This window comes from Micromonospora sp. bgisy143, assembly GCF_057708145.1.
The window spans coordinates 99544-122609 of sequence record NZ_JBYIRN010000008.1 but is presented as its reverse complement, the minus strand read 5'-3'; the positions used below and the strand labels follow the sequence as shown (position 1 = coordinate 122609).

General features: G+C 71.6%; 21 protein-coding genes and 1 tRNA gene. 14 read left to right on the top strand and 8 right to left on the bottom strand.

Annotation, left to right across the window (positions count from 1 at the left end; translation table 11 throughout):
- The first annotated feature begins 78 nt into the window (after positions 1-78).
- On the top strand, positions 79-2751 hold the full coding sequence (locus AC3EN4_RS12840; RefSeq protein WP_435206130.1) for an ATP-binding protein: 2673 nt from the start codon (positions 79-81) through the stop codon (positions 2749-2751).
- A 225-nt stretch (positions 2752-2976) separates the two neighbouring features.
- On the opposite strand, the gene AC3EN4_RS12835 is transcribed toward AC3EN4_RS12840, so the two are convergent.
- Positions 2977-3474 (bottom strand): MarR family winged helix-turn-helix transcriptional regulator, encoded by a 498-nt coding sequence (locus AC3EN4_RS12835; protein ID WP_422737594.1) that lies wholly within the window; start codon positions 3472-3474, stop codon positions 2977-2979.
- A gap of 100 nt (positions 3475-3574) precedes the next feature.
- On the opposite strand from AC3EN4_RS12835, the gene AC3EN4_RS12830 reads away from it, so the two are divergent.
- Both AC3EN4_RS12830 and AC3EN4_RS12825 read left to right on the top strand, forming a co-directional pair.
- Positions 3575-4156: a YceI family protein gene (locus tag AC3EN4_RS12830; protein ID WP_422737595.1), complete on the top strand. Its 582-nt coding sequence runs from the start codon at positions 3575-3577 to the stop codon at positions 4154-4156.
- Positions 4157-4460: 304 nt separating this feature from the next.
- Positions 4461-5939: a glutamate-cysteine ligase family protein gene (locus AC3EN4_RS12825; RefSeq protein ID WP_435206129.1), complete on the top strand. Its 1479-nt coding sequence runs from the start codon at positions 4461-4463 to the stop codon at positions 5937-5939.
- 150 nt (positions 5940-6089) lie between these two features.
- On the opposite strand, the gene AC3EN4_RS12820 is transcribed toward AC3EN4_RS12825, so the two are convergent.
- Positions 6090-7640 (bottom strand): hypothetical protein, encoded by a 1551-nt coding sequence (locus tag AC3EN4_RS12820; protein ID WP_435206128.1) that lies wholly within the window; start codon positions 7638-7640, stop codon positions 6090-6092.
- A 122-nt stretch (positions 7641-7762) separates the two neighbouring features.
- Here AC3EN4_RS12820 and AC3EN4_RS12815 point away from each other — a divergent pair, with 122 nt between their 5' ends.
- Entirely contained in the window at positions 7763-8464 is a 702-nt protein-coding gene (locus tag AC3EN4_RS12815) for a PASTA domain-containing protein (RefSeq protein ID WP_435206127.1), read from the top strand.
- Positions 8465-8631: 167 nt separating this feature from the next.
- Positions 8632-9498 (top strand): PASTA domain-containing protein, encoded by an 867-nt coding sequence (locus AC3EN4_RS12810; protein WP_435206126.1) that lies wholly within the window; start codon positions 8632-8634, stop codon positions 9496-9498.
- 6 nt (positions 9499-9504) lie between these two features.
- Here the strand turns inward: AC3EN4_RS12810 and AC3EN4_RS12805 are convergent, their stop codons facing one another.
- Positions 9505-9936 carry a hypothetical protein gene (locus AC3EN4_RS12805; RefSeq protein WP_435206124.1) on the bottom strand — a complete coding sequence of 144 codons (432 nt, stop codon included), beginning with the start codon at positions 9934-9936 and terminating at the stop codon, positions 9505-9507.
- Positions 9937-10034: 98 nt separating this feature from the next.
- Complete coding sequence (locus AC3EN4_RS12800) at positions 10035-10319, bottom strand: hypothetical protein (protein ID WP_355242798.1); 285 nt, start codon at positions 10317-10319, stop codon at positions 10035-10037.
- Between the two features lie 624 nt (positions 10320-10943).
- Between AC3EN4_RS12800 and AC3EN4_RS12795 the strand changes: the two genes are divergently transcribed.
- From AC3EN4_RS12795 to AC3EN4_RS12785, 3 genes are all read left to right on the top strand, one after another.
- Positions 10944-11819: a helix-turn-helix domain-containing protein gene (locus AC3EN4_RS12795; protein WP_234584497.1), complete on the top strand. Its 876-nt coding sequence runs from the start codon at positions 10944-10946 to the stop codon at positions 11817-11819.
- Complete coding sequence (locus tag AC3EN4_RS12790; protein WP_355048523.1) at positions 11789-12010, top strand: DUF397 domain-containing protein; 222 nt, start codon at positions 11789-11791, stop codon at positions 12008-12010. Before AC3EN4_RS12795 ends, AC3EN4_RS12790 begins: the two co-directional genes overlap by 31 nt.
- A 196-nt stretch (positions 12011-12206) precedes the next feature.
- A complete protein-coding gene (locus AC3EN4_RS12785) occupies positions 12207-12608 on the top strand; it encodes a hypothetical protein (RefSeq protein ID WP_435206123.1) in 402 nt (133 codons plus the stop codon).
- Here AC3EN4_RS12785 and AC3EN4_RS12780 read toward each other — a convergent pair.
- Positions 12576-13175 (bottom strand): hypothetical protein, encoded by a 600-nt coding sequence (locus AC3EN4_RS12780; protein ID WP_422737603.1) that lies wholly within the window; start codon positions 13173-13175, stop codon positions 12576-12578. The genes AC3EN4_RS12785 and AC3EN4_RS12780 overlap by 33 nt on opposite strands.
- Positions 13176-13389: 214 nt before the next feature.
- On the opposite strand from AC3EN4_RS12780, the gene AC3EN4_RS12775 reads away from it, so the two are divergent.
- The gene (locus tag AC3EN4_RS12775) at positions 13390-14958 is read left to right on the top strand and encodes a S8 family peptidase (protein WP_435206122.1); all 1569 of its coding nucleotides are present in this window, start codon (positions 13390-13392) and stop codon (positions 14956-14958) included.
- A gap of 72 nt (positions 14959-15030) precedes the next feature.
- On the opposite strand, the gene AC3EN4_RS12770 is transcribed toward AC3EN4_RS12775, so the two are convergent.
- The 3 genes from AC3EN4_RS12770 to AC3EN4_RS12760 form a co-directional block, all read right to left on the bottom strand.
- Positions 15031-15837 (bottom strand): WecB/TagA/CpsF family glycosyltransferase, encoded by an 807-nt coding sequence (locus tag AC3EN4_RS12770; protein WP_422737605.1) that lies wholly within the window; start codon positions 15835-15837, stop codon positions 15031-15033.
- On the bottom strand, positions 15834-16949 hold the full coding sequence (locus AC3EN4_RS12765) for an NAD-dependent epimerase/dehydratase family protein (RefSeq protein WP_435206121.1): 1116 nt from the start codon (positions 16947-16949) through the stop codon (positions 15834-15836). Before AC3EN4_RS12765 ends, AC3EN4_RS12770 begins: the two co-directional genes overlap by 4 nt.
- Positions 16950-17014: 65 nt before the next feature.
- A tRNA-Leu gene (locus AC3EN4_RS12760) sits at positions 17015-17100 on the bottom strand.
- Between the two features lie 207 nt (positions 17101-17307).
- Between AC3EN4_RS12760 and AC3EN4_RS12755 the strand changes: the two genes are divergently transcribed.
- From AC3EN4_RS12755 to AC3EN4_RS12735, 5 genes are read left to right on the top strand one after another with little or no spacing between them, the layout of a single operon-like run.
- Positions 17308-18096 (top strand): FHA domain-containing protein, encoded by a 789-nt coding sequence (locus AC3EN4_RS12755; RefSeq protein WP_007454122.1) that lies wholly within the window; start codon positions 17308-17310, stop codon positions 18094-18096.
- A gap of 6 nt (positions 18097-18102) precedes the next feature.
- Positions 18103-18591, top strand: a complete 489-nt coding sequence (locus tag AC3EN4_RS12750; protein WP_422737607.1) for an FHA domain-containing protein FhaB/FipA — start codon at positions 18103-18105, stop codon at positions 18589-18591.
- Positions 18588-20042: a PP2C family protein-serine/threonine phosphatase gene (locus tag AC3EN4_RS12745; protein WP_435206120.1), complete on the top strand. Its 1455-nt coding sequence runs from the start codon at positions 18588-18590 to the stop codon at positions 20040-20042. The genes AC3EN4_RS12750 and AC3EN4_RS12745 overlap by 4 nt, the downstream gene beginning before the upstream one ends.
- Before the next feature lie 30 nt (positions 20043-20072).
- The gene (locus AC3EN4_RS12740; RefSeq protein WP_435206119.1) at positions 20073-21563 is read left to right on the top strand and encodes an FtsW/RodA/SpoVE family cell cycle protein; all 1491 of its coding nucleotides are present in this window, start codon (positions 20073-20075) and stop codon (positions 21561-21563) included.
- A complete protein-coding gene (locus AC3EN4_RS12735; protein WP_435206118.1) occupies positions 21560-23065 on the top strand; it encodes a peptidoglycan D,D-transpeptidase FtsI family protein in 1506 nt (501 codons plus the stop codon). Before AC3EN4_RS12740 ends, AC3EN4_RS12735 begins: the two co-directional genes overlap by 4 nt.
- Position 23066 lies beyond the last annotated feature (1 nt).

Here is a 23066-nt window from a genome sequence, read left to right as displayed (position 1 = left end):
CGGATTATCGGCGAGCGGACGTCGGCAGGACGACGTTCGACTGCCGATGGTCGGAGGCGAACCGTACTCTTCGTGCCCATGACTCCGGATCATGGACGGTCGCGGAGCCCGGCCGGTCGTACCGGGCTGCCGGAGCTGCTCCGTGCGCACCGCCGTGCCGCCGGTCTGACCCAGGCGGAGCTGGCCTCCCGTGCCCGGGTCGGCGTGCGGACGGTGCGGGACCTGGAGCGGGGCCGGTCGGTCCGGCCGCAGCGCACCACCGTCGATCTGCTCGCCACGGCGTTGGGGTTGACCGGTGCCGTCCGGGCGGCGTTCCTGGCCACGGCCCGCGGCACCGTCGGCGGGGAGTCACCGTCGGAGGTCGGGTCGGGCACGGTCGGCGTCGGCTCGACGCAGGTGACCCGGGCCGACGTCCCGGTCGCCCTCCCGCCCCCGGTCGCCCTGATCGGACGCGACCGGGACGTCACCGAGCTGGCCGCGATGCTGACCGCGGAGCACGGACCCCGGCTGGTCAGCCTCGTCGGCCTGGCCGGGGTCGGCAAGACCGCGCTCGCGCTCGCGGTGGCCCACGCGGCGGCACGCGCGCATCCGGGCGGTGTGGCCGGCGTGCTGGTCGGCGAGGGCTCCGACGGGCCGGACGTACTCGCCGCCTCGATGACCGTCCTCGGCGCCGCCCGGTTACCGGAACTCGTCGCCCGCCTCGCCGGCCGGCGGGCGCTGCTGGTGATGGACGCCGTCGAGCGGGCTCCCGGCCCGGTGGCCGAGACGCTGCACCGGTTGGGCACCGTACTGCCGTCGCTGCGGGTGCTGGTCACCGGGCGGCACCCGGTCGGGCTGCCCGGCGAACGGGTCTGGCCGGTCGCCCCGCTCGAGGTTCCGCCGCCGGACGGCGAACACGCCGGCCCGGCCACCCTCGTCTCGTGGCCCGCGGTCGCGCTGTTCACCGCACGGCTCGCCCAGGTCCGTCGGGAACCGCCCAGCCCGGAGGAGCTACCGGCACTGGCCGCTCTGGTCCGCCGGCTGGGCGGGCTGCCGCTGGCCATCGAGCTGATGGCCGCCCGGGGGCGGCTGCTCGACCTCACCGAACTGCTTGACCGGTACGGCGACCGCGTGCTCGACCTGACCACCTCGGCCGACCCGGCCCGTGCCCGGTGGGACGGGCCGGAGACCGCCGCCCGCCGCCCGTACGCCACCGACACCACCCGGGCGGCGGTGGCGGTGACCCTGCGGGACGCGGTGGCGACCAGCTACCGCCTGCTCGCGCCGGACGAGCGCGACGCGTTGCGACGGCTCGCCATGTTCGGCAACCGGTGGTCGGTGGAGATGGCCGAGGAGATGCTCGCCGACGAGGCCGACCGGGACGGCACCGTCGCCATCGATCCGGTCCCGCTGCTGGACCGCCTGGTCGAGTTGGGCCTGCTGAGCGTTCGCGGCACCGGGCCGTTCCGGTTCCGCCTGCTCGACGCGGTCCGGGACTTCGCCGTGGAGCAGGCGGTCGGCGGCGGTGAGCTGACCTGCGTACGACGTCGGCACGCGGAGGTGACCGCCCGACTCGTGGCGCGGACCGCAACCGAGCTGGCCGGTCCCCGCATGATCGAGGCCGTGCAACGGCTCGACGAGGTGAGCAGCGACATCAGCTCCGCGCTCGCCCACGCGGCCACCGACGACCCGCTGACCGCGCTCCGGCTCGCCGCCTGTCTCCCCCGCTGGTGGCGATTCCGGGGCCGGGACGTCGCCGGGCGGCAGTGGCTGCGGCGTCTGCTGGCCGACCCGCGAACCGCCGACGCGGACCCGATCCTGCGCGGTTGGGCAAGCCTCGGGGTGGCCCGGCTCGCCGCCGAACACGGCGCGGCGGCCGAGGAGTTACCCACGGCGCGGGCCGCATTGGAGATCTTCCGACGGTCCGGCGACGTGACCGGCGAGTTGGAGGCGCGCGGCGTGCTCGGCGCGCTGCTGACCACCGTCGGCAACCACGACGAGGCACGCGAGCAGGCCGAGGTGATGCTCCGGCTCGCGGCCCGCAACGGCCGTACCCGTGATCTGGCGGTGGCGCAGAACAGCCTCGCCTGGCACGAGATCCGCGTCGGCGACCTGGCGGCGGCCCGCCGGCGTCTGGCCGCCGTGGACCGGCTCGCGGCCGAGGGTGGCGAGCAGCGGTTGCGCGTGCTGGCCTGGGCCAACCGGGCCGAGGTGTCCCGCCTCGAAGGCCGATACGCGGACGCCGTCGACCAGGGGCGGCGGGCGGTGGCGGCGCTGCTCGAACTGGGCGACCCGGGGCATCGCCGTCGGGTGCTCGGCACGGTCGGTCTGGCGTTCGCTCAGGACGGTCGGGCCACGGAGGCGACCGAGGTGCTCGCCGAACTGCGCGCGGGCGGTGCCGAGACCACCGTCGCCGTGCCGGGACGGCAGTGGATGGAGCGGGTGGGACTGCCGCGACCGCGCTCGGACGACACGGTGTTGTCGTGGCGCGGACCGGAGGCGGGCATCTGCGCGCTGATCGAGGGCAACCTGGCGCTGCACCGGGGTGATCGGGAGTTGGCGGCCGAGTGGTTCACGGCCGCCGTCGAGGCCGGCCACGATCGCCGGGACGTCGTGGAGGCGCTGGTGGGCCTCGCCGCGAGCACTGCGGACCCGGCGGTCCTCGACCGTCTCGACCAGGTCTGTGCCCAGACCGGGATCCGACTGCTGCCGCAGGAGTCCGGGCTGCTCTACGCGTTGATCGCCGCGCGGGGCGGAGCCACCGAACGGTGAGCGGGGGCCCGGCGGACCGCCGGATGGAGAGTGGCGCGGGCGAAGAGCCCCCTTGGTGCTACCCCTCGCTGTTCGCCCGCGCCGTCACCCCCCGGTGATTCCCCGGTGGGCGAAAGCCTGCCACCGTTGCCCGGGAAGAAGAGGGTTTTCAAGAGGTTTGTCCGATCTGTAGGGACAGTTCTGCCGGTCTTTCTGCCGGTACCGCCCGGACGCCCCGCACGACGGTCAGGTCGGGTCGCAGTCGTCGGCCATCTCCTCGGTACTGCCGGCGGTCGCGCCGGGATGGACCGCGTCCCGCACCCGTCGCAGGCCGTCGAGCAGTGCCGCCAGGGCCTCGGGTTCGAGTTGGCCGGTGAACCACTGCTCGATGATCCGCAGGTGCCCGGGCAGCGTCTCGTCGAGCCGCTGCATCCCGGACGCGGTCACCACCGCGTACGAGCTGCGGCGGTCGTTCGGGCATGCTCGACGGGTGAGCAGTCCGTCGCGCTCCATCCGGTCCACGACGCGGGTCACCCCGCTCGTGGAGAGTGAAGTCTGCGCGGCGAGGTCGGTCATCCGTAGTTGGTTGCCCGGCGAGCGGGCCAGTCGGGTGATCACCTCGAACTCGACCTGGGAGAGGCCGTGCTCCTCGAGTTGGGCGGCGAACCGGGCCGATAGCCCGGCGTGGGCCTCGTACAGGAGGCCAACCGCGGTGATCCGGGGGTCGTCGAACACGTTGGTCACTCGGTCATCCTATCAGTACTTGACACGGGGAATGTTGTTGAGGTTATATTTGCTCAAGCAGTCGTTGGATTACTAAACAATCCTCTGGAGGACACCAGCCATGACCAGCAGCATCGATGCGGTTACCCGCGACTGGGACGGTCTCACCATCCCGGCGGCCGGCACCTACGTGCTGGACACGGCGCACAAGCGGGTCGGCTTCGTCGCCCGGCACATGATGGTCAGCAAGGTCCGTGGTGAGTTCAACGAGGCGACCGCCACCATCACCGTCGCCGAGGACCCGCTGCAGTCGTCGGTCGTCGCGACCATCCAGGCCGCCAGCATCGACACCACCCAGGGCGACCGCGACGCGCACCTGCGCAGCCCCGAGTTCCTCGACGCGGAGAAGTTCCCGACCCTGGAGTTCCGCAGCACCGGCGTGAAGTCCCGCAGCGGCAACGAGTTCGTGCTCGACGGTGAGCTGACCGTCAAGGGCGTCACCCGCCCGGTCGAGCTGGAGGTCGAGTTCGAGGGCGTCGGTCGCAGCCCGTTCGGCCAGGACATCTTCGGCTTCTCCGCGAGCACCGAGATCGACCGCGAGGAGTTCGGCCTGACCTGGAACGTCGCCCTGGAGACCGGCGGCGTGCTGGTCGGCAAGAAGATCAAGATCGAGATCGAGGGCGAGGCCATCCGCCAGGCCTGATCCCCCGGATCACCCGTACGCCGGGCCCGCGCCGCACGTCGGCGCGGGCCCGGCGTCGTCGGCGCGGGCCCGACGTCGTCGGTGCCGAGTGCGTGTGAATTGTCACGACTTGTTCTCACCCCGGCGTGATCCGGCGCGACGGTGACGGGGTAGAGATGGCGCCACGAGCGAATCCGCTCCGGCCGGCGTCGGAACACCGTCGTCGGCCTCTGGCCCCGGCCAGGCGAGCGCTCTTACCGTTGATGGTTCACAATGCGCTTCCGGGACGGCAGAATCCCGACCGCGCCGGTTGTCGGGAGGACACATGGGCAGGGACGTCTCGCAGGGCGCCTTCACCCGGGAGGACCGCGTCCGCTACCGGCAGAAGGTCCGGCGTTGCCTCGACGTCTTCGCCCTGATGCTCGACGACTTCGGGTTCGACGCCGACCGGCCGATGACCGGCCTCGAGATCGAGTTGAACCTGGTCGACTCGTCGGCCGAGCCGGCGATGCGCAACGAGGAGATTCTCGCCGAGATCGCCGATCCGCTGTTCCAGACCGAGCTGGGGCAGTTCAACCTGGAGTTGAACGCCGAGCCCCGGCTGATCGAGGGCGCCGGTTTCGCCGACTACGAAAACGACCTGCGTAGCAGCCTCTCCCGGGCCGACGAGCGCGCCGCCAGGTCCGACGCGAAGATCGTCCTGGTCGGCATCCTGCCCACGCTCACCGAGGGGCACCTGGTCGAGGACAACCTCTCCACCAACGAGCGCTACCGGGTCCTCAACGACCAGATCGTCGGCGCCCGGGGTGAGGCCATCGAGCTCGACATCCGTGGCGTCGAGCAGTTGCGGACGCACACCGACTCGATCGCCCCCGAGGCGGCCTGCACGAGCCTCCAGTTCCACCTCCAGGTCGCGCCGGACAGCTTCGCCGACTACTGGAACGCGTCCCAGGCCATCGCCGGAGTCCAGGTGGCGGTCGGGGCGAACTCGCCCTTCCTCTACGGCCGTCAACTCTGGGCGGAGACGCGGATCGCGCTGTTCAAGCAGGCCACCGACACCCGTCCGGAAGAACTCAAGGCACAGGGCGTACGCCCCCGGGTCTGGTTCGGCGAGCGGTGGATCACCTCGATCTTCGACCTGTTCGAGGAGAACGTCCGGTACTTCCCGCCGTTGCTGCCGATCTGCGAGGACGAGGACCCGGTGGAGGTGCTGCACGCCGGTGGAGTGCCGCAACTGAGCGAACTGCGGCTGCACAACGGCACGGTCTACCGCTGGAACCGCCCGGTCTACGACATCATGAACGGCCGTCCGCACCTACGGGTGGAGAACCGGGTGCTGCCCGCCGGCCCCACCGTGGTGGACATGCTGGCCAACGCGGCCTTCTACTTCGGGCTGGTCCGTGGCCTGGCCGAGGCCGACCGACCGATCTGGAGTCAGCTCACCTTCTCCTCGGCCGAGGAGAACTTCCACGCGGCGGCCCGCCGTGGCCTGGACGCCGTACTGCACTGGCCCCGGGCCGGTGACGTGCCGGTCACCAAGCTCGTCCTGGACCACCTGCTGCCCGTCGCCGCGACCGGGCTGGACGGCTTCGGCGTCGCGGCGGCGCAGCGGGACCGGCTGCTCGGCATCATCGAGCAGCGCTGCCGTACCGGCCGCAACGGCTCCGTCTGGCAGACCGAGGCGGTCTGGGCGGCGGAGCGCCACCACGGGATGGACCGCCCGGCAGCCCTGCACCACATGGTCAAGCGCTACGCGGAACTCCAACGCACCAACGAACCAGTCCACACCTGGCCCCTCAACTAACCCCCACCCCCCTCCCGGACCCCGCCCGCCGGTCCCCGCACCCTGTCGATCATGAAGTTATCGCCAGCCGCCTCGGCGTGTTGCGGCAATAACTTCATGATCGACGCAGCGGTGGTGGGGTGGGCGCGGCGGTGGGTGGGGTGGGGTTGGTCAGGTGGTGGGGCGGCGGGGTGGGCGGGCTCGGTGGGAGGTTGGAGCCTCGGTTGGCGACTCGGCATCCGGGTCGGGGCGTTGGGTCGGGACGCGGGGTGGGGCCGTCTGCGCGTCGGCCGGGCGGGTCTCCGGGGGCGTCGGAGCCGCGGTGGTCCTGCCTCGCCGGGTTGCCGTGCCGGTGTCGGTCACCGCGCGGGCGCGACGTCCGGGTCGGGTACCGTCCGCCGCGCCTGTCTGCGTGCGGGTCGCGCCCGACGTCGGGTCGGGCCCGTCGGGTCGGGTCGAATCGGCCGGAGCGGTCGACCCCGGGTCGGGTGAGCCGTCCCCCGGTGTCGACGCCGATCCGCCGTTTCCGGACGGGTCGCGCGACGCCGCGTCGGATCGGTCGGCCTGATCGGTCGAGGTCAGCCGACGCCGGGCCGCCGCACCCGCCGAGGCCGCATCCCCCGACGCCGCGTCCGGGTCAGCCGAGGGCGGTTCCGGACCGGTGGCCGGGGCGGTCGGTCGTCGGTCGGCGGCACGTCGGCGGCCGGCCCGCTCGGCGAGTCGCGCGACGAGTATCGAGCCGCCGACACCGGCGATCACCGCGTACGGGGCGATGAGCTGGGTCGAGAACTGTGCCGGGCCGGGTGCCGCCCACCGGGGCACGGTGGTCAGGTAGGCGAGCGCGACGAGCAACGGGCCGGCCGCGCCGGAGGCCGCCGCGCCCACCCGGTGTCCGCCCGGACGTACCGCGCCGCGGGCGGCGAGGGCGCCGATCAGAAGCGCGGGTACGAGCGCCAGCAGCGCGCCGGGCCAGTAGATCTGGCCGCCGATCCAGTACCGCGCGTGGTCCGGGTCGAGCTGCCAGGTCCCGAGTTGGGCGCCGGTCAGCCCGCGCCCGACGCGTACCCCGTCGACGACCGAGACCACCGCGAGCAGCCACAGCCAGGCGGCCGTCGCGGTGATGTTCACCGCGACCGGGCGGGAGCGCAGCGCCCAGAGCGCGACGACGACGCCGATCAGGATGCCGAGCGCCGCGTGCAGGGCCGCGACGCGCTGCGGCGCGCCGGTGTCGGCGCCGGCGGCGACCCGGGCCGGTACGGCGACCAGCAGTACGGTGACCAGTCCACCGAGCCCGGCAGCGAGCGCCAGGGACAGCCGGCGGAGCAGACCGGGGCGCTCGATCGGCTCCGGTTCCGCCCGATCAACTGCCGGGAGGTCCGGCGTCGCCTCGGTGCCGCCCGGTTGGCCGGGCGTGAGCGCCGACGACTGCGGCAGGTCAGCCTCGTCCGCCACGACGGCGGCCGTCGGGTCCCCGGTCGTCGACGCGGGTACGCCCCGCTGGTGCAGTCGCTGCGCGCAGACCGCACCCAGCACAGTGGAGCTGGCGGCCAGCCAGGTGGCCCACGCGAGCCCGTCGGCCCAGGCCGTGCCGTTGGCACCGGCCTCGGTGGGCGTCCAGGTGATGACGCCGAGCCCGTAGCCGAAGCCCAGTTGCGCGGCGCCCGCGCCGGCAGCGACCCCGACCGCCGTCGCGATCGATACTCCCCAGCCCCGTCTGGCCATGCCGGGCAGCGTAACGTCCCGTCGTCGGTGCTGCGAGTCGCAGTGACCCGCCGGTACGGACCGTCGGCACAACGTGATGGGCGGCGAACGGTACGGTCGCCGGTGATGAGGCGGTGGACGGTATGACGGACGCGAACACGGGTCGGCAGGATTCCTCCGACGGCCGGGACGGCGGCGGTGGGAGCCGGGCCGGTGTGCTGCTCGGTGGTGGACTGGTCGCGGTGCTCCTCGCCGTGGTCGGCGCGACCGGCGGTTGGCTGCTGGCCGGCGACGACGACGATTCTCCGGCGACCCCGCAGGCGGTCGCCACCACGGCGGGTACACCGACCGGGGAGGCCACCTCCGCTCGGCCGAGCACCGGCCGGACCACCCCGTCCGCTCCCCGGACGAGCGCCTCCGCGACGAAGGGGACCGGGCTGACCGTCCCCCCGGTGGTCGGCACCGACTTCGAGCAGGCGCGCGAGATGCTGCGCAAACAGCGGCTGGGTTGGCGTCTGGTCTTCGGCACCGGCATCGGACGCACGGTGGAGAGCTCGTCCCCGCCCGTGGGCGCGCCGGTGACCCGGGGCACCACGGTTCAGCTCCAGATCGCCGGGCCGCCGCCGGCCGCCGAGGTGCCGGACGTGATCGGCGACGACTGCGCCAAGGCGGCGGACGAGCTGGTGGAGGAGGGGCTCTACCCGCGGTACCAGAGCGGGCGCAGCGGAAAGGTCACTCAGCAGAACCCGACCGAGGACGGCCCGGCCCGCTGGAACGACGAGGTCAGCATCTGGTGCGGAGCGGCGGCCCCACCCAGCCAGCCGACCACCAAGCCCACCACCTGACCCGGCCTGCCTGACCACGGGTGACGCGCGGTGGGCGGCGCTGCCGTGCCGCCCTCGACCCGCCGGCGGCGCGCGGCGCGTGCCACCGATACCGGCCGATGTCGACCTGGGCGGTTAGGTTGACGTCGAGGGCCAGGGCGCCCGCCCGGTTCGGGAAAGGACGTGCGATGAGCGACGACCGCCAGGAGCCGCCCGCCGGAACACCCGACGACGACCGGACGCGCCCCCTGCCACCGGCCGGCGGCGACCGCCCACAGCCCGCGCACCCCACCGCCGCGTCGGACGAGACCATGCCGATGGACCGGGCCGCGGCGGGTGGTGGTGCGGCGTCGGACGAGACGATGCCGATGGACCGGGCCGCGGCGGGTGGTGGTGCGGCGTCGGACGAGACGATGCCGATCGACCGGGCCGCGTCCGCGTCTCCGGCCGACCGGACGGCCCCGATGCCGGCGGCGCGGGCGACGCCACCGTCGTGGTCGGGGCGGGCCGAGGTACGGGCACCTCGACCGGCCGAACCGTCAGCGGACTGGTACATGGAGGAGCAGGGCGGCCGACGGTGGTGGCTGCCGATCCTCTGGGGCGTACTCGCGTTGGTGTTCGCGGCCCTGCTCGGCGCGGCCCTGTGGGTGGTGCTGAGCGCCCGGGATGACGACCCCGACAACCCGGTCACGCCGTCCGTCCCGCCGACCAGCGTCACCGCGGCGCCGAGCAGCAGCGCCCCCACGTCGGCGGCGCCCACCAGCGCGACGCCGAGCAGCCCGGCGGCCACCACCGAGGGGGCGCAGATACCGGTGCCGCCGCTGACCGGTCTCTCCCAGTCGACCGCCGAAGGGCTGCTGGACCGGCTGGGCCTGAGCTACCGGGTGGTCTACCGGCCGTCGGAGCTGCCACCGGGCACGGTCGTGCGGACCGATCCGGAGGCCGGGACTCTGGTGCCGACCGACCAGGAGGTGCTGGTGGTGATCTCCCAGGCCCGGCCGTCGCCGGGCGGCAGTTCGGCCGGCCTGAGCCCGACGGCGACGGCCACACCGTGACCGGTCTCACCACATCCGGCGGCGGGTGCCGACGAGGCCGAGGCCGGCGAGCGAGATGGTGAGGCCGAAGATGCCGGACCAGAAGAGCGACCGGCGCACGTCGATCGCGTCGTGCCCGGTCGACGTCGTCCCGGCGAGTTCCTGGCGGCCGTCGGCCTGACCGCCCGCACCGGAACCGGTGGCCGGGCCGGTCGTGTCGGCGTACCCGTCGGGGGCGTCGGCGCCGATCCAGCCGTACTCGTCCACGGGTGGGTCGGTACCGGCGACGGTGATCTCCGGCGCCGGTACCGGAACGGCCAGCCGGGTGGACGACGACGCCGGATCGCGGACCAGGACCACGACGGTGGTCAGGGCCCCGAGAAGGGCGAGCAGTCCGAGAGCGTAGGTGATACTCCAGCGGTGGTGCCGCCGCACGGCGGGCTGATTGACCATGACCATCCCAGGCTCAGGGTCCTGGACGTGCGGGTGGAACGATGCCGGGGTGGGCGTACCGATTCTATGGCGACGGCACGCCTACCCGCGGCGGATCGCGCTGGTCAGCCGACTCTGACCGGCGTACGGGCAACCGGTCGCCGGGTCCGTACAGTGTGCGGGCGGGGCACGGGCGCGGCCTGCACCTGTTGCAGCCCTTCCCGCTGTACGAAGATCGACCGGCGGTTGACGGCGTCGCCGGCGGCGTTGAGCTCGTAGCCGTCGAGCCAGAGCCAACCGTCGTAGGTCGGCCAGTCGAGCACCCGGATCACCCGGAACATGATCGGCCTGAGGAACTGGACACTCGCCGCGCGAGTCACGTGCAGAACGTCACCGGAGCGGGGAAGCACATGGGCTCCTGGGGAGGGTAAGCCGGCGACGTGCCGGCGGGTGACTGGTCTGGGATGTCTCGGCCCGGTTGCGGGATCGCGCCTCGTGGACCGTCTGGTGCTGGTGGTGGTCGGGCCGTACCCGCTGGTGGCGTGCCGCCACCCGACCATCACCTGACTGCTGCCGGGAACCGCGCCCACCGCCGCAGTCAGCTGGCTTGCAGCGGTGAGGTCATTACCCCGGCGCAGGTCCGGGTGTCGCCGGCCGGGCCCGCGTCCCGTCCGGCGGCCCGGGGTCGGTGGGTTCACCACTCCCGGAGAGCGGACCGGAACGCTGAGTGATCCGTGCCATACGGACAGAGTGCATCAGCGACGTGCTTCATGCAAGTTGCACGTCGACTTTTGCCGATACGTGAGTTCGCCACGCAAAGCGGCGCTTGAAGCCATCCGCGTACGGACGGCACACTGAGGGCCGGTTTCGCCCGTCGCGGCCGGCCGATGACCGGCACCACCCCTCGTCGCGAACGCTCGCCGGCCGACGGTCGCGCCCCCGGCAAGCGACAACCAGTGGCGCGGCGACCGGAGGTAGCCCGAGAGTGGGGTCGAGCAACCAGCGGCAAGGGCCAGAAGTGCCGAGGCCGCGCGATGAGTGAACGGCGCAGCCCGACAATCCGACGGCGACGACTCGGCGCCGAGCTGCGCCGGCAGCGGGAGTCGGCGGGGATCACCATCGAGGTGGTGGCCGAGCAGTTGGAGTGCTCGGCGTCCAAGGTCTCCCGGATCGAGACGGGGCACACCACGGCCACCCCGCGCGACGTGCGGGACATGCTGCGGATCTACGGCGTCGTGGGCGCCGAGAGCGACGAACTCGTGCAGATCGCCCGGGAGGCGCGGCAGAAGGGCTGGTGGCACCCGTACAGCACGGTGCTGGTCGGGGCGTACGTCGGCCTGGAGGCGGCAGCCAGCTCCATCCGGGCGTACGAACAGCAGGTCGTCCCCGGACTGTTGGAGACCGAGGAGTACGCCGGGGCGATGATCCGCGCCGCCCGTCCGGACTTCACCGCCGATCAGGTACATCAAAGGGTGCGTGTCCGTCTGGGCCGTCAGTCGTTGTTGACCCAGGACGATCCGGTCGATCTGTGGGTGGTGCTCGATGAGGCGGTGGTAAGTCGGCCGGTGGGCGGGGACGAGGTGATGCGCGGCCAACTCAGGCGGTTGGTCGAGGTGGCCGAGTTGCCGAACGTGACGCTCCAAATCCTCCCGTTCGAGGTGGGTGCGCACGCCGGCATGGACGGCACCTTCACGATCCTCAGCTTCCCTGAGCCCGGTGATCCGGATGTTGTGTACGCGGAGAACGCCACGGGTGGGCTTTTCCTCGAGAAGAGCGACGAACTGCAGAAGTACAGCTTCATCTTCGATCACATCCGCGCTGCGGCCATTCGTCCGGAGGAGTCCGTCGCACACATCGCAAAACTGGCAGAGGAGCCGAAATGGCGACCAAGAGGTTCCCCGTGGACCTGACGCAGGCGACGTGGTTCAAGAGCTCGAAGAGCGGGCCGAACTGTGACAACTGCGTGGAGGTGGCGTACGTGACCGGCGCGGTCGGCGTCCGGGATTCGAAGGACAAGGCCGGTCCGGCCCTGGTCTTCGCGCCCGGCGACTGGCGTGCCTTCGTTGCCGGAGCCAGGGGTGGTGTGTTGGGCTCGGCCTGACCGAGTGGTCGACGAACGTCCCCGTCCGGTCCTCGACTGGGCGGGGACGTTCCGTGTGCGTGCTCCGGCGACCGGCGCCGCGAGGTTCCGCCGGGATTCCCGTCGCCACAGCGGGCCCGCCTCGTTGAACCCGTCGGTACGGACTGGTCGACGACCCGCCGCACCGATCCGCAACCGAGCGAGGCAGGCGAGACGGATGACGACGATCGGTTCAGAGAACCTCACCAACGGTCCGGCCAAGCCGGAGCGCTTCGGTGGCAAGTACCGCGGGGCGCGTCGGGACACCGTACTGACCGAGGTGGTCTCGACCGACCAGAAGTTGGACGGGCGGGAGGTGTCGGACCCGGAGCCGATGGATCCGCCGCTCTCGCTGCCGTCACTGGACCCCAACCCGCTGGTCGAGCCGTCGTTCCCGCCGGACGGCTGGCCGATGGAGCCCGCCGGTTCGTTGGCCGATCACCCACTGCTGCGTGGCCTGCTGATGGAGTTGCCGCCGAAGGGCAGCGTGCCGCCGCCCGGCTGGCTGGACCGCTGGTTCGAGGCGACCCGGGCGATCCTGGAACTCCTATACGTGCAGGGGGCCGGCCGCTCGCGCTGACCGCGCGCTGACGGGCTGCGTCCGCTCGACGAGCCGGCTGTGCCGCAGCGCGTGCCGGACGCCGATGACCGCCACCGCGAGTGCGCCGACGGTGATCGCCGGGCCGGTGACCCCGGGCTCGGCACCGAGGTCCGTACCGGCCGCCGCGATCAGCGCCGGCAGTGTCGCCAGGCCGGTGACCTGCAACGGCACACCCACGAGCGGGTGTGCCGCAGCGGCCCGCAGGCCGTGCGGTGCGGGTGTGCCGGGTGCGGTGTCGAACGCCCCGGCCCCGGCCCGCAGCCGGCGGATCCGGCGTATCGAGCAGACGGCCACCACGAGCGCCGGGCCGGTGGCGAGGGTGAGTCCGGCGGCCGCACGGTCGATCGGCGCGGTGCCGGCGCTCGTCAGGCCGCCGATGGACACCGCCGCGATCAGCGCGACGCCGGCCAGCGAGAGCGCCAGCAACCATCCGGTACGCCGACGAAGCGCACGCGCCTCGCGCAGCCGGGGCAGTCGGTCGGCCAGGACCCCGGCGGCCAGCCAGACGGCGGCGACCGGCAACAGGATGGTGAGCTGACTCTCCATGTCGGAGAGTCTTTCCCGTTCTTCGATCCGGCGAATCCGGGTCGGACCCCCGTCGGCCCCGGAAGCCCGGCCCGTAGGGGGCATCCCATCCGGGTGATGGACGTTTCGACATGTTTATCTGTCGAACCCGCCGACCTACTCTCACCTAAATCGGCAAGCGTCGATCAGTCGTACCGGTGGTCGCGCTTCGCCGCCGGTCGGAGGGAGGTAGGTAATGGGTCTTCCACGCAGGTCCGCACTGGTCGGGGTGGCCACCGCGACCGTGCTGGCCGTCGGTGCCCCGGCTCTGGCCGCCGAGCCCGTGGGCGTCGTACGGGAGGCTGGCGGAGCAACCGCCGTGCCGGACAGCTACATCGTCGTCCTCAAGGACAGCACCGTGGCGCCCAACCGGGTCGGTGACACCGCCCAGAGGCTGACCGGCCGACACGGCGGAAAAGTCGCCCGCACCTACGGCACGGCGCTGCGCGGCTTCGAGGTCACCGTCAGCGCGGCAGCGGCGGCACGGATCGCCGCCGACCCGGCCGTCGCGTACGTCGAGCAGAACCACACCGTGTCCATCTCCGGAACGCAGGCCAACCCGCCGTCCTGGGGCCTCGACCGCATCGACCAGCGAAACCTGCCGCTGGACAACTCCTACACGTACCCGAACACGGCGAGCAACGTGCACGCCTACATCATCGACACCGGCATCCGCTTCTCCCACAACGACTTCGGCGGCCGGGCCACCTCCGGCTACGACGCCGTGGACGGCGGCTCGGCCGACGACTGCAACGGGCACGGCAGCCACGTCGCCGGCACCGTCGGCGGGTCGTCGTACGGGGTTGCGAAGGGCGTCCAGCTCGTCGGCGTACGGGTGCTGAACTGCTCCGGCAGCGGCACCAACGCCGGTGTGATCGCCGGTGTCGACTGGGTCACCCAGAACGCGATCAAGCCGGCGGTGGCGAACATGAGCCTCGGGGGTAGCGCCAACAGCTCCCTCGACACGGCCATCAGCAACTCGATCAACTCCGGCGTCACGTACGCGGTCGCGGCCGGCAACGGCAACACCCTCGGCGTCCGGCAGAACGCCTGCAACTATTCCCCGGCGCGGGTGGCCTCCGCGATCACCGTGGGTGCGACGCAGAACAACGACGCGGCCGCGAGCTTCTCCAACTTCGGCACCTGCGTCGACATCCTGGCACCGGGCGTCAACATCACCTCGGCCTGGTACAACAGCAACACCGCGACCAACACGATCAGCGGCACCTCGATGGCCTCGCCGCACGTCGCCGGCGCGGCGGCGCTGGCGCTGTCAACGAACCCGTCCTGGACCCCCCAGCAGGTGCGGGACAACCTGGTCAGCAACTCCACGCCGAACGTGGTGACAAACGTCGGCACCGGCACCCCGAACCAGTTGCTCTACGTGGGCAGCGGCGGCACCACCCCGCCGCCCACCGGCTGCACCGGCACCAACGGCGCCGCCCTGACGATCCCGGACGCCGGCGCGGCGGTGACCAGTTCGATCAGCATCTCCGGCTGTGGCCGCAACGCCTCGTCGGCCTCCACCGTCGCGGTGAACATCGTGCACACCTACCGCGGTGACCTGGTGATCGACCTGCTCGCCCCGGACGGCAGCTCGTACCGGCTGAAGAACAGCAGCAGCTCGGACAGCGCCGACAACGTGAACACCACGTACTCGGTGAACCTGTCCGGCGAGGCGGCGGACGGCACCTGGCGGCTCCAGGTGCGCGACGTCTACTCGGCGGACACCGGCTACATCAGCAGTTGGACCCTGACCGTCTGACCTGTTCCCCAGGGACGAGGCCCCATCCGGACGATCCCGGTGGGGCCTCGTGTCGTACCTGATCGTTGGTGGTCAGACCGCGAAGGTGGCGGGCCGCTCGGTGGCCGGGGCCGGCGGGCGGGCCTTCCACAGGCCGGTCTTCTGGCCGGCGAGCCGGGCCAGGTACGCCGGGTTGAGGATCACGTACCGACGCCACAGCCGCTTCGGCTCCAGCCCGAGCCGCCAGAACCACTCCAGGCCGGCGCGCTGCATCCACGGCGGCGGCTGGCGCAGCAGCCCGGCGTGGTAGTCGAACGCGGCGCCGACCGCCATCATCGGCATGTCCAGCAGCGGGCGCATGGCGTACGTGAAGACCTCCTGGCGCGGGCAGCCGAGCCCGACCAGGACGAGCCGGGCGCCGCTGGACCGGATCCGGTCGGCGATCTCGGCGTCCTCGCCCGGCTGGACCGCGCGGAACTTCGACGGCTCCACCCCGGCGATCTTCAGGGCCGGGAACATCCGCTCCAACGCCGGGATCAGCTTGGCGAGGGTCTCCTCGGTCGAGCCGTACAGGTAGACGGGCAACCCCTCGTCGGCGAAGCGGGAGAGCACGTGCAGGGTCAGCGTCGGCCCGTAGACCCGGTCGGTGAGCCCGGCGTGGTGCAGCAGGTTGAGCGCCCAGCGCACCGGCTGCCCGTCCGGGGTGACCACGTCGAAGGAGTTCAGCCGGGCGTTGTGCGCCGGATCGAGCACCCCGGTCATCACGCCGTGCACGGCCAGCGCGGTGAGCGCGAGCGGCCGTCGCTCGTGCGCCGCGGTCACCACCGCGTCGGTCGCCGAGGCGTAGTCGGTGGCGTCGACGAGGACGCCGAGCACGTTGCGCTTGGTCTGCGGGGTCATGGCTGCGGCACCCACTTGTCCACGTTCGCCTCGTAGATCTCCCGCAGGATCATCGGCACGTCGTATGTGATCTTCCAGTCCGGGTACTGCGCCTCGAACCGGGCCATGCTGCTCACGTACCACTGGTGGTCGCCGGTACGGGCCTGCTCGACGTAGTTGATCTGCGCCTCGCGGCCGGTGATCTCCTGGGCGATCGCGAACGCCTCGATGTGGGAGGTGTTGGAGTGCCGGCCGCCGCCGAGGTTGTAGACCTCGGCCGAGCGGGGCGCCCGGAAGAACGCCTCGAACGCGGTCAGCACGTCGTGCGAGTGGATCGCGTCGCGGACCATCTTGCCCTTGTAGCCGAACAGGTTGTACGTCCGGCCCTCCATGACGCAGCGCATCAGGTACGCCAGGAACCCGTGCAGCTCGGCGGCCGAGTGGGCCGGGCCGGTCAGCGTGCCGCCCCGGAAGCACGCGGTCTTCATGTCGAAGTAGCGGCCGTACTCCTGCACCATCACGTCCGCGGCCACCTTGGAGGCGCCGAAGACCGAGTGCAGCGAGTGGTCGATCGACATCTCCTCGGTGATGCCCTCGTACCAGCGGTGGTCCTCGGGCAGCTCGTACCGGGTCTCCAGCTCGATCAGCGGCAGGCTGTTGGGCCGGTCGCCGTAGACCTTGTTGGTCGAGCAGTGGATGAACGCCGCGTCAATCGCGTGCTGGCGGGTGTTCTCCAGCATGTTGAGCGTGCCGCCGGCGTTCACGTCGAAGTCCGTGTACGGCTCCTTGGCCGCCCAGTCGTGGCTGGGCTGCGCGGCGCTGTGGATCACCACGGCGATGTCCGAGCCGTACTTCTTGAACACCTGCTCCAGGCCGTCCCGGTCCCGGATGTCCACCGAGTGGTGGGTGTAGGAGTTACCGAGGTCACGGGCGAGTCGTTCCTGGCTCCACGAGGTGGAGCCGTCCTCGCCGAAGAAGTACCGGCGCATGTCGTTGTCGATGCCGACGACGTCCAGACCGAGGCCGGCGAAGTGCCGGACCGCCTCGGAGCCGATCAGACCGCCCGACCCGGTCACCAACGCGACACTCACACGCCACTCCTGGTCCATCGGAGGCAGAAACCATCGGAGCATAGCGTGACGCCCGGCACGCCCCGATATGACGGAAGGGCCCCGCATCAAGCGGAGCCCTCGTCTTTTGGTGGGGATGGGGGGAGTTGAACCCCCACGCCCTTTCGGGCACACGGACCTGAACCGTGCGCGTCTGCCATTCCGCCACATCCCCGTGGCACGACCCGGGACACTGTAGCCGCCCCGAACCCGCTGTCTCCAACAGGCCCCGGGAATACTACGCTGTCCCAGACGCTCGCCACGAGCGGTTACCGTTCGTGGCGGACGAAAGATTAGCACGGCGGTCCCGGTCCTTCCGAACGGGCCGGGAGCAGGCGGCCGAGCGGCGTGTGAGCTGCGCGCGCGCCGGCCGGATACCATCATGTCCTCGGGACCCGAGGAGGAGCCGGTGAGCGTGCTGCAACGCTTCGAGAAGCGTCTGGAAGGCCTGGTCGAAGGGGCCTTCGCCAAGGTCTTCAAAGGGGTGGTCCACCCCGTGGAGATCCTCAACGCCATGCAGCGGGAGGCCGAGGCGCACAAGGCGATCCTGGCCGGTGGGCGCACGTTGGTGCCCAACCGCTACGTGATCGATCTCTCGCCGTTCGACCACAGTCGTCTGGCGCCGTACGCCGCCGCGCTGGCCCAGGAGCTGGCCCAGTCGCAGGCGGAGTTCATCGGCGAGCAGGCCTGGACGGTCTACGGCGATGTGATCGTGGAGATCGAGCGGGGCGAGGGCCTGGACACGGGGATGTTCCGCGTCACGGCCGAGGTCTACACCGGTGGCGAGGTCGCCCCGGTGTCGGCGCCCGGCTACGACGCCGGTCCGCCCGCCTACCCCGCGTACGACCAGGGTGGCGGCTACGGCCCGCCGCCCGGGCACGGTGGCGGTCGCAACGTGCGGCTGGTGTCCGGCGACGGACGCACCTACCCGCTCCAGATGGGGTCGACGGTGATCGGTCGCGGCGACCAGGCGAACCTGCGCCTGCCCGACGTCGGCATCTCCCGGCGACACGCCCGACTGGATTTCGACGGCGGCCAGGTTGTGCTGACCGATCTGGGTTCCACCAACGGCACCATGGTCAACGGGCAGCGGGTCTCCGCCGTCGCGCTGAACCCCGGTGACATGGTCCAGCTCGGCACCACGACGCTGACCTTCCGCGTGGACGGCTGAGCCGCCTTGCCGGCACTGGTCATCACCGTTGCCCGGTTCGGGTTCCTGATCCTGCTGTGGATCTTCGTGTTCACCGTGGTCGGCGTGATCCGCCGAGATCTCTTCGCGGGAGCCCGGTCCGGTCGCCTGGTGGCGGCACCACGCGCGGTCGGTGCCTCGACGGGGCAGGCGACGGCCAAACCGGCGAAGGTGAAGCGGGGCAGGGCGGCCCACCAGCTGGTGGTCACCGCCGGTCAACTGGCCGGCACCCGGATCACCCTCGGCGAAGCGCAGATCACCATCGGTCGGGCCGAGGACTCCACCCTGGTCATCACCGACGACTACGCCTCCGCGCGGCACGCGAGACTCGTACCGCGCGAGGGTCAGTGGTTCGTCGAGGATCTCGGCTCGACTAACGGCACGTACCTGGATCGCGCTAAGGTCACCGGACCAACCCCCGTACCCCTCGGCGTGCCGATCCGGATCGGCCGCACTTCCCTCGAATTACGGCCATGACTCTGACCCTGCGCTATGCGGCCCACAGCGACCGCGGTCTGATCCGTGACGGCAATCAAGACTCCGTCTACGCCGGGCCGCGGCTACTCGCCGTTGCCGACGGCATGGGCGGTATGGCCGCCGGTGACGTCGCCAGCAACATCGTCATCGGTGCCATGGCGCCGCTCGACGAGGACGTCCCCGGGGACGCCCTCGTCGACGCGTTGCGTTCGGCCGTGGGCACCGCCAACCAACAGCTCCGCGACACGGTGGACGCCAACCCGCAGTTGGAGGGGATGGGCACCACACTGACGGCGACCCTCTTCTCCGGCAGCAAGCTGGGGATGGTCCACATCGGTGACTCGCGGGCCTATCTGCTGCGCAACGGCGAGTTCGCGCAGATCACCAAGGACGACACCTACGTCCAGATGCTCGTCGACGAGGGCCGGATCAGTGCCGAGGAGGCCAGCAGCCACCCGCAGCGGTCGCTGCTGACCCGCGCCCTCGACGGCCGGGACATCGACCCGGAGTACTCGGTGCGCCAGGTGCTGCCCGGTGACCGCTACCTGATCTGTAGCGACGGCCTCTCGGGTGTGGTGAGCGCCGAAACCATCGGCGAGACGCTGCGCGAGTACACCGACCCGCAGCAGTGCGTCGAGCGGCTGGTGCAACTCGCGCTGCGCGGCGGCGGTCCGGACAACATCACGGTGATCATCGCCGATGCGACCGACCACGACATCGTCGAGGCGACCCCGATCGTCGGTGGCGCCGCCGCCCGGGACCGGGGCATGGCGACCTCCGCCGACGACTCGACCCCGGCCGCCCGGGCCTCGGCGCTCTCCGCGCCGCGCCCCGCCGCGCCGGAGGAGCCCGCCGCCGCCGACGACGAGCCGGAGCAGCGCAAGCACCGGCCGGTACGCGCCACCGCCATGGCCGTGGCCCTGCTGGTGATCCTCGGCGGTGGACTCTTCGCCGGCTGGACGTACACCCAGCGCCAGTACTACGTGGGTGCCACCGAGGAGGGTCAGGTCGCCGTCTTCCGCGGCATCCAGGGGCAGATCGCCGGGATGGACCTGTCCACCGTGCACCGCACCAGCGGCACCCGGTTGGACGACCTCACCGTCGCCGCCCAGGACACGGTCAAGGTGGGTATCCGGGCCAAGAGCGAGCCGGACGCCGAGCGGCAGCTCGCGGAGCTGACCAGCGACACCCCGACCAACCCCAACCTGAAGCCGCTCTGCCCGCCCGACACGGCGACGCTGACGGGCACGCCGACTCCACCCGCGAGCCCGCCCGCGACCACTCCGACGCCGGCCACCAGCCCGAGCGCGTCGGTGAACGGGGTCGTCAGCGCGAGCCCGACCACGGCGGCCACCACGGGCGGGACCGATCCGACCACCGCACCCGACGCCACGCCCTCCGACTCGGCACCGCCGGCGCTCGACCCGGCCGGCTGCCGGTCTCCCGAGTGAGCGTCGACTGAGATCCCAAGGACTCCACCCGTGACCGTAGCGGCCACACCGGCATCCTCGCCCGCCACCACGGGCGGGGACTCCGGCGTACGCCTGGCCCGGTCCCGGCGCAACGCCGAGCTGTCCCTGCTGCTGCTGGCCATGGTGCTGGTGGCCGCGTACATGGCGACCGTCGAGGCGAACCTCCTGGACACGGTCACCCCGGACTTCTGGGTGCCGGCCGCCGCGCTCGGCGCCGTCTTCCTCGGCCTGCACCTGGTCATCCGGTTTCTCGCCCCGTTCGCCGATCCGGCTCTGCTCCCGGCGGTGGCCCTGCTCAACGGCCTCGGGGTGGGCTTCCTGCGCCGGATCGACCTGGGCGAGGCCGCCCCGGTGGACCGGGAGGACCTGGCTACCTTCGCCGGCATCGGTGGCCGGCAGCTCGCGTGGACGCTCGCCTCGGTGATCCTCGCCGCGGGCCTGCTCGCGATCATGCGCGACCACCGTTCGGTCTCCCGGTACGCGTACACCCTGGGGCTGGCCGGCATCGTGCTGGTGATGCTCCCGGCGGTGCTGCCGCGCAGCATGTCCGAGATCAACGGCGCCAAGCTGTGGATCCGGCTGGGCACGTTCTCGATCCAGCCGGGTGAGTTCGCCAAGCTGGCGCTGCTGGTCTTCTTCGCGTATTACCTGGTGCGCAAGCGTGAGGTGCTCTCGCTGGCCAGCCGGCGGTTCCTCGGTATCGACTTCCCGCGCGGCCGGGATCTCGGCCCGGTGGTCGTGGTCTGGTTGATCAGCCTCCTGGTGCTGGTCTTCGAGAAGGACCTCGGCACCTCGCTGCTGTACTTCGGCATGTTCGTGGTGACGCTCTACATCGCCACCGAACGGGTCAGTTGGCTGCTGATCGGTCTGCTCCTCTTCTTCGGCGGCGCCTACCTCGCGTACGTGCTCGGGTCGACCGTTGGCGGGCCGTTCGCCAACTTCTACCTGCGGGCCGAGATCTGGCTGGACCCGTTCGCCGACCCGACCGACAAGGGCTACCAACTCGTCCAGGGCCTACTCGCCCTCGGCACGGGCGGGCTCTTCGGCGCGGGACCGGGCGGCGGTCAGCCGGACATCCTGCCCGAGGTGCAGAACGACTTCATCTTCGCCGGCATCGGTGAGGAGATCGGCCTGTTCGGCCTCTCCGCGCTGCTGGTGGTCTACCTGCTGATCGTGGAGCGGGGCCTGCGCGCCGCGCTCGCGGTCCGTGACTCGTTCGGCAAACTGCTCGCCGGCGGTCTCGCCTTCACCCTGGGCCTCCAGGTCTTCGTGATCGTCGGCGGCATCAGCAAGCTGATCCCGCTGACCGGCCAGACCACGCCGTTCCTGTCCGCCGGTGGCTCGTCGCTGATGGCGAACTGGCTGCTCATCGCGGTCCTGCTGCGGGTCTCCGACGGGGCCCGTCGACCGGTGACCGGTGGCGCCGCCAAGGCGGCCCGGCCGTCGGGCGGTCCGCCCGAGCAGTTGCACGGTGCTCCCACGGAGGTGATCAAGCCGTGAACGCACCCCTGCGTCGTGTCGGTGTCGTCGTCATGGTCCTGTTCGGTCTGCTCTTCGCGAATCTGAACTGGATCCAGGCGTACAAGGCAGATGAATACCGCACCAGTGACTACAACGGCCGGGTCCAGGTCGCCGACTACAAGCGCAAGCGCGGCAACATCGAGGCTGGTGGCACCGCGTTGGCCACCAGCAAGGAGACCACCGGCAAGCTGAAGTTCCAGCGCACCTACCCGGGCGGTGCCAAGTACGCCCACGTGCTCGGCTACAAGCCGGTCAACCTGGCCGACACCGGCATCGAGCAGGTGGAGAACGACTTCCTTGCCGGCACGAGCGACCAGTTGATCGGCGACCGGTTCAAGGACCTGTTCACCGGTGACGAGACGGCCGGCGGCAACGTGCTGCTCACGCTCTCGAAGCGGGCGCAGGACGTGGCGTACGACCAGATGCGCAACAACCAGGTGGATGCGAAGAGGGGCGCGGCGATCGCCATCGACCCGCGTACCGGCGCGGTGCAGGCCCTGGTGTCGATGCCCAGCTTCGATCCGAATCCGCTCGCCAGCCACGACACGGCTGCGGCGGCGGCGGAGATCAACAAGCTGGAGCAGGATCCGGACGGCCCGTTGAAGAACCGCGCCCTCTCCGAGACGCTGCCCCCGGGCTCCACCTTCAAGATCGTGGTAGCCGCGGCCGGCTTGGAGAACGGCGTCACCAAGTCGACCCCGATCCCGGCCGGTTCCAGCTACACCCCGCCCACCTCGGGCAGCCCGATCCGCAACGCCGCACCGTCGATCTGCCCCGAGGCGCAGGTCACCCTGCAGGAGGCGGTCACCGAGTCCTGCAACACCGGCTTCGCGCAGCTCGGCGTACGCCTCGGCGCCGACAAGATCAAGGAGAAGGCCCGCCAGTTCGGCTTCGAGCAGGAGGACCTCACCGTCGGTCAGCTCGGCGAGGGCGGCCTGCGGACGGCGGCCAGCCGCACCGGCGACATGCAGAACCCGGACGGCAGCACCGACCCGGCCGCGCTGGCCCAGTCCTCGATCGGCCAGAACAACGTCCGGATGACCCCGTTGCAGGGCGCGATGATCGCCGGAGCGGTCGCCAACAACGGCAGCCAGATGCGGCCGTACCTGGTCCGGCAGCTCCTCGCCCCGGACCGGACCACCAGCTACTACACGGCGAAGGCGCGGGAGCTGCGCCAGCCCGTCCAACCGCAGGTCGCCTCCGACCTGCGCGACATGATGGTCAGCGTGGTCCAGAAGGGCACCGGCCAGAAGGCGGCGATCAGCGGCTACACGGTCGGCGGCAAGACGGGTACCGCACAGTCCGCGCCGGACCGCCCCGACCACGGCTGGTTCATCGGCTTCGCGCTGGACAAGAACGGCAACCCGGTCTCGGCCGTGTGTGTCGTCCTGGAACAGGCCGGCCCCGGCGGCAGCTCCGAGGCGGCCCGGATCGGTGGCCAGATCATGCGGGCCGCCATCGCCGACCCCGGGGGCCGCTGAC

Coding starts and splice junctions, on each gene's coding strand:
- AC3EN4_RS12840 (WP_435206130.1), top strand. CDS start 79: ATGACTCCGGATCATGGACGGTCGCGGAGCCCGGCCGGTCGTACCGGG.
- AC3EN4_RS12830 (WP_422737595.1), top strand. CDS start 3,575: ATGACCAGCAGCATCGATGCGGTTACCCGCGACTGGGACGGTCTCACC.
- AC3EN4_RS12825 (WP_435206129.1), top strand. CDS start 4,461: ATGGGCAGGGACGTCTCGCAGGGCGCCTTCACCCGGGAGGACCGCGTC.
- AC3EN4_RS12820 (WP_435206128.1), bottom strand. CDS start 7,640: ATGGCCAGACGGGGCTGGGGAGTATCGATCGCGACGGCGGTCGGGGTC.
- AC3EN4_RS12815 (WP_435206127.1), top strand. CDS start 7,763: ATGACGGACGCGAACACGGGTCGGCAGGATTCCTCCGACGGCCGGGAC.
- AC3EN4_RS12810 (WP_435206126.1), top strand. CDS start 8,632: ATGAGCGACGACCGCCAGGAGCCGCCCGCCGGAACACCCGACGACGAC.
- AC3EN4_RS12805 (WP_435206124.1), bottom strand. CDS start 9,936: ATGGTCATGGTCAATCAGCCCGCCGTGCGGCGGCACCACCGCTGGAGT.
- AC3EN4_RS12795 (WP_234584497.1), top strand. CDS start 10,944: ATGAGTGAACGGCGCAGCCCGACAATCCGACGGCGACGACTCGGCGCC.
- AC3EN4_RS12790 (WP_355048523.1), top strand. CDS start 11,789: ATGGCGACCAAGAGGTTCCCCGTGGACCTGACGCAGGCGACGTGGTTC.
- AC3EN4_RS12785 (WP_435206123.1), top strand. CDS start 12,207: ATGACGACGATCGGTTCAGAGAACCTCACCAACGGTCCGGCCAAGCCG.
- AC3EN4_RS12780 (WP_422737603.1), bottom strand. CDS start 13,175: ATGGAGAGTCAGCTCACCATCCTGTTGCCGGTCGCCGCCGTCTGGCTG.
- AC3EN4_RS12775 (WP_435206122.1), top strand. CDS start 13,390: ATGGGTCTTCCACGCAGGTCCGCACTGGTCGGGGTGGCCACCGCGACC.
- AC3EN4_RS12770 (WP_422737605.1), bottom strand. CDS start 15,837: ATGACCCCGCAGACCAAGCGCAACGTGCTCGGCGTCCTCGTCGACGCC.
- AC3EN4_RS12765 (WP_435206121.1), bottom strand. CDS start 16,949: ATGCTCCGATGGTTTCTGCCTCCGATGGACCAGGAGTGGCGTGTGAGT.
- AC3EN4_RS12755 (WP_007454122.1), top strand. CDS start 17,308: ATGTCCTCGGGACCCGAGGAGGAGCCGGTGAGCGTGCTGCAACGCTTC.
- AC3EN4_RS12745 (WP_435206120.1), top strand. CDS start 18,588: ATGACTCTGACCCTGCGCTATGCGGCCCACAGCGACCGCGGTCTGATC.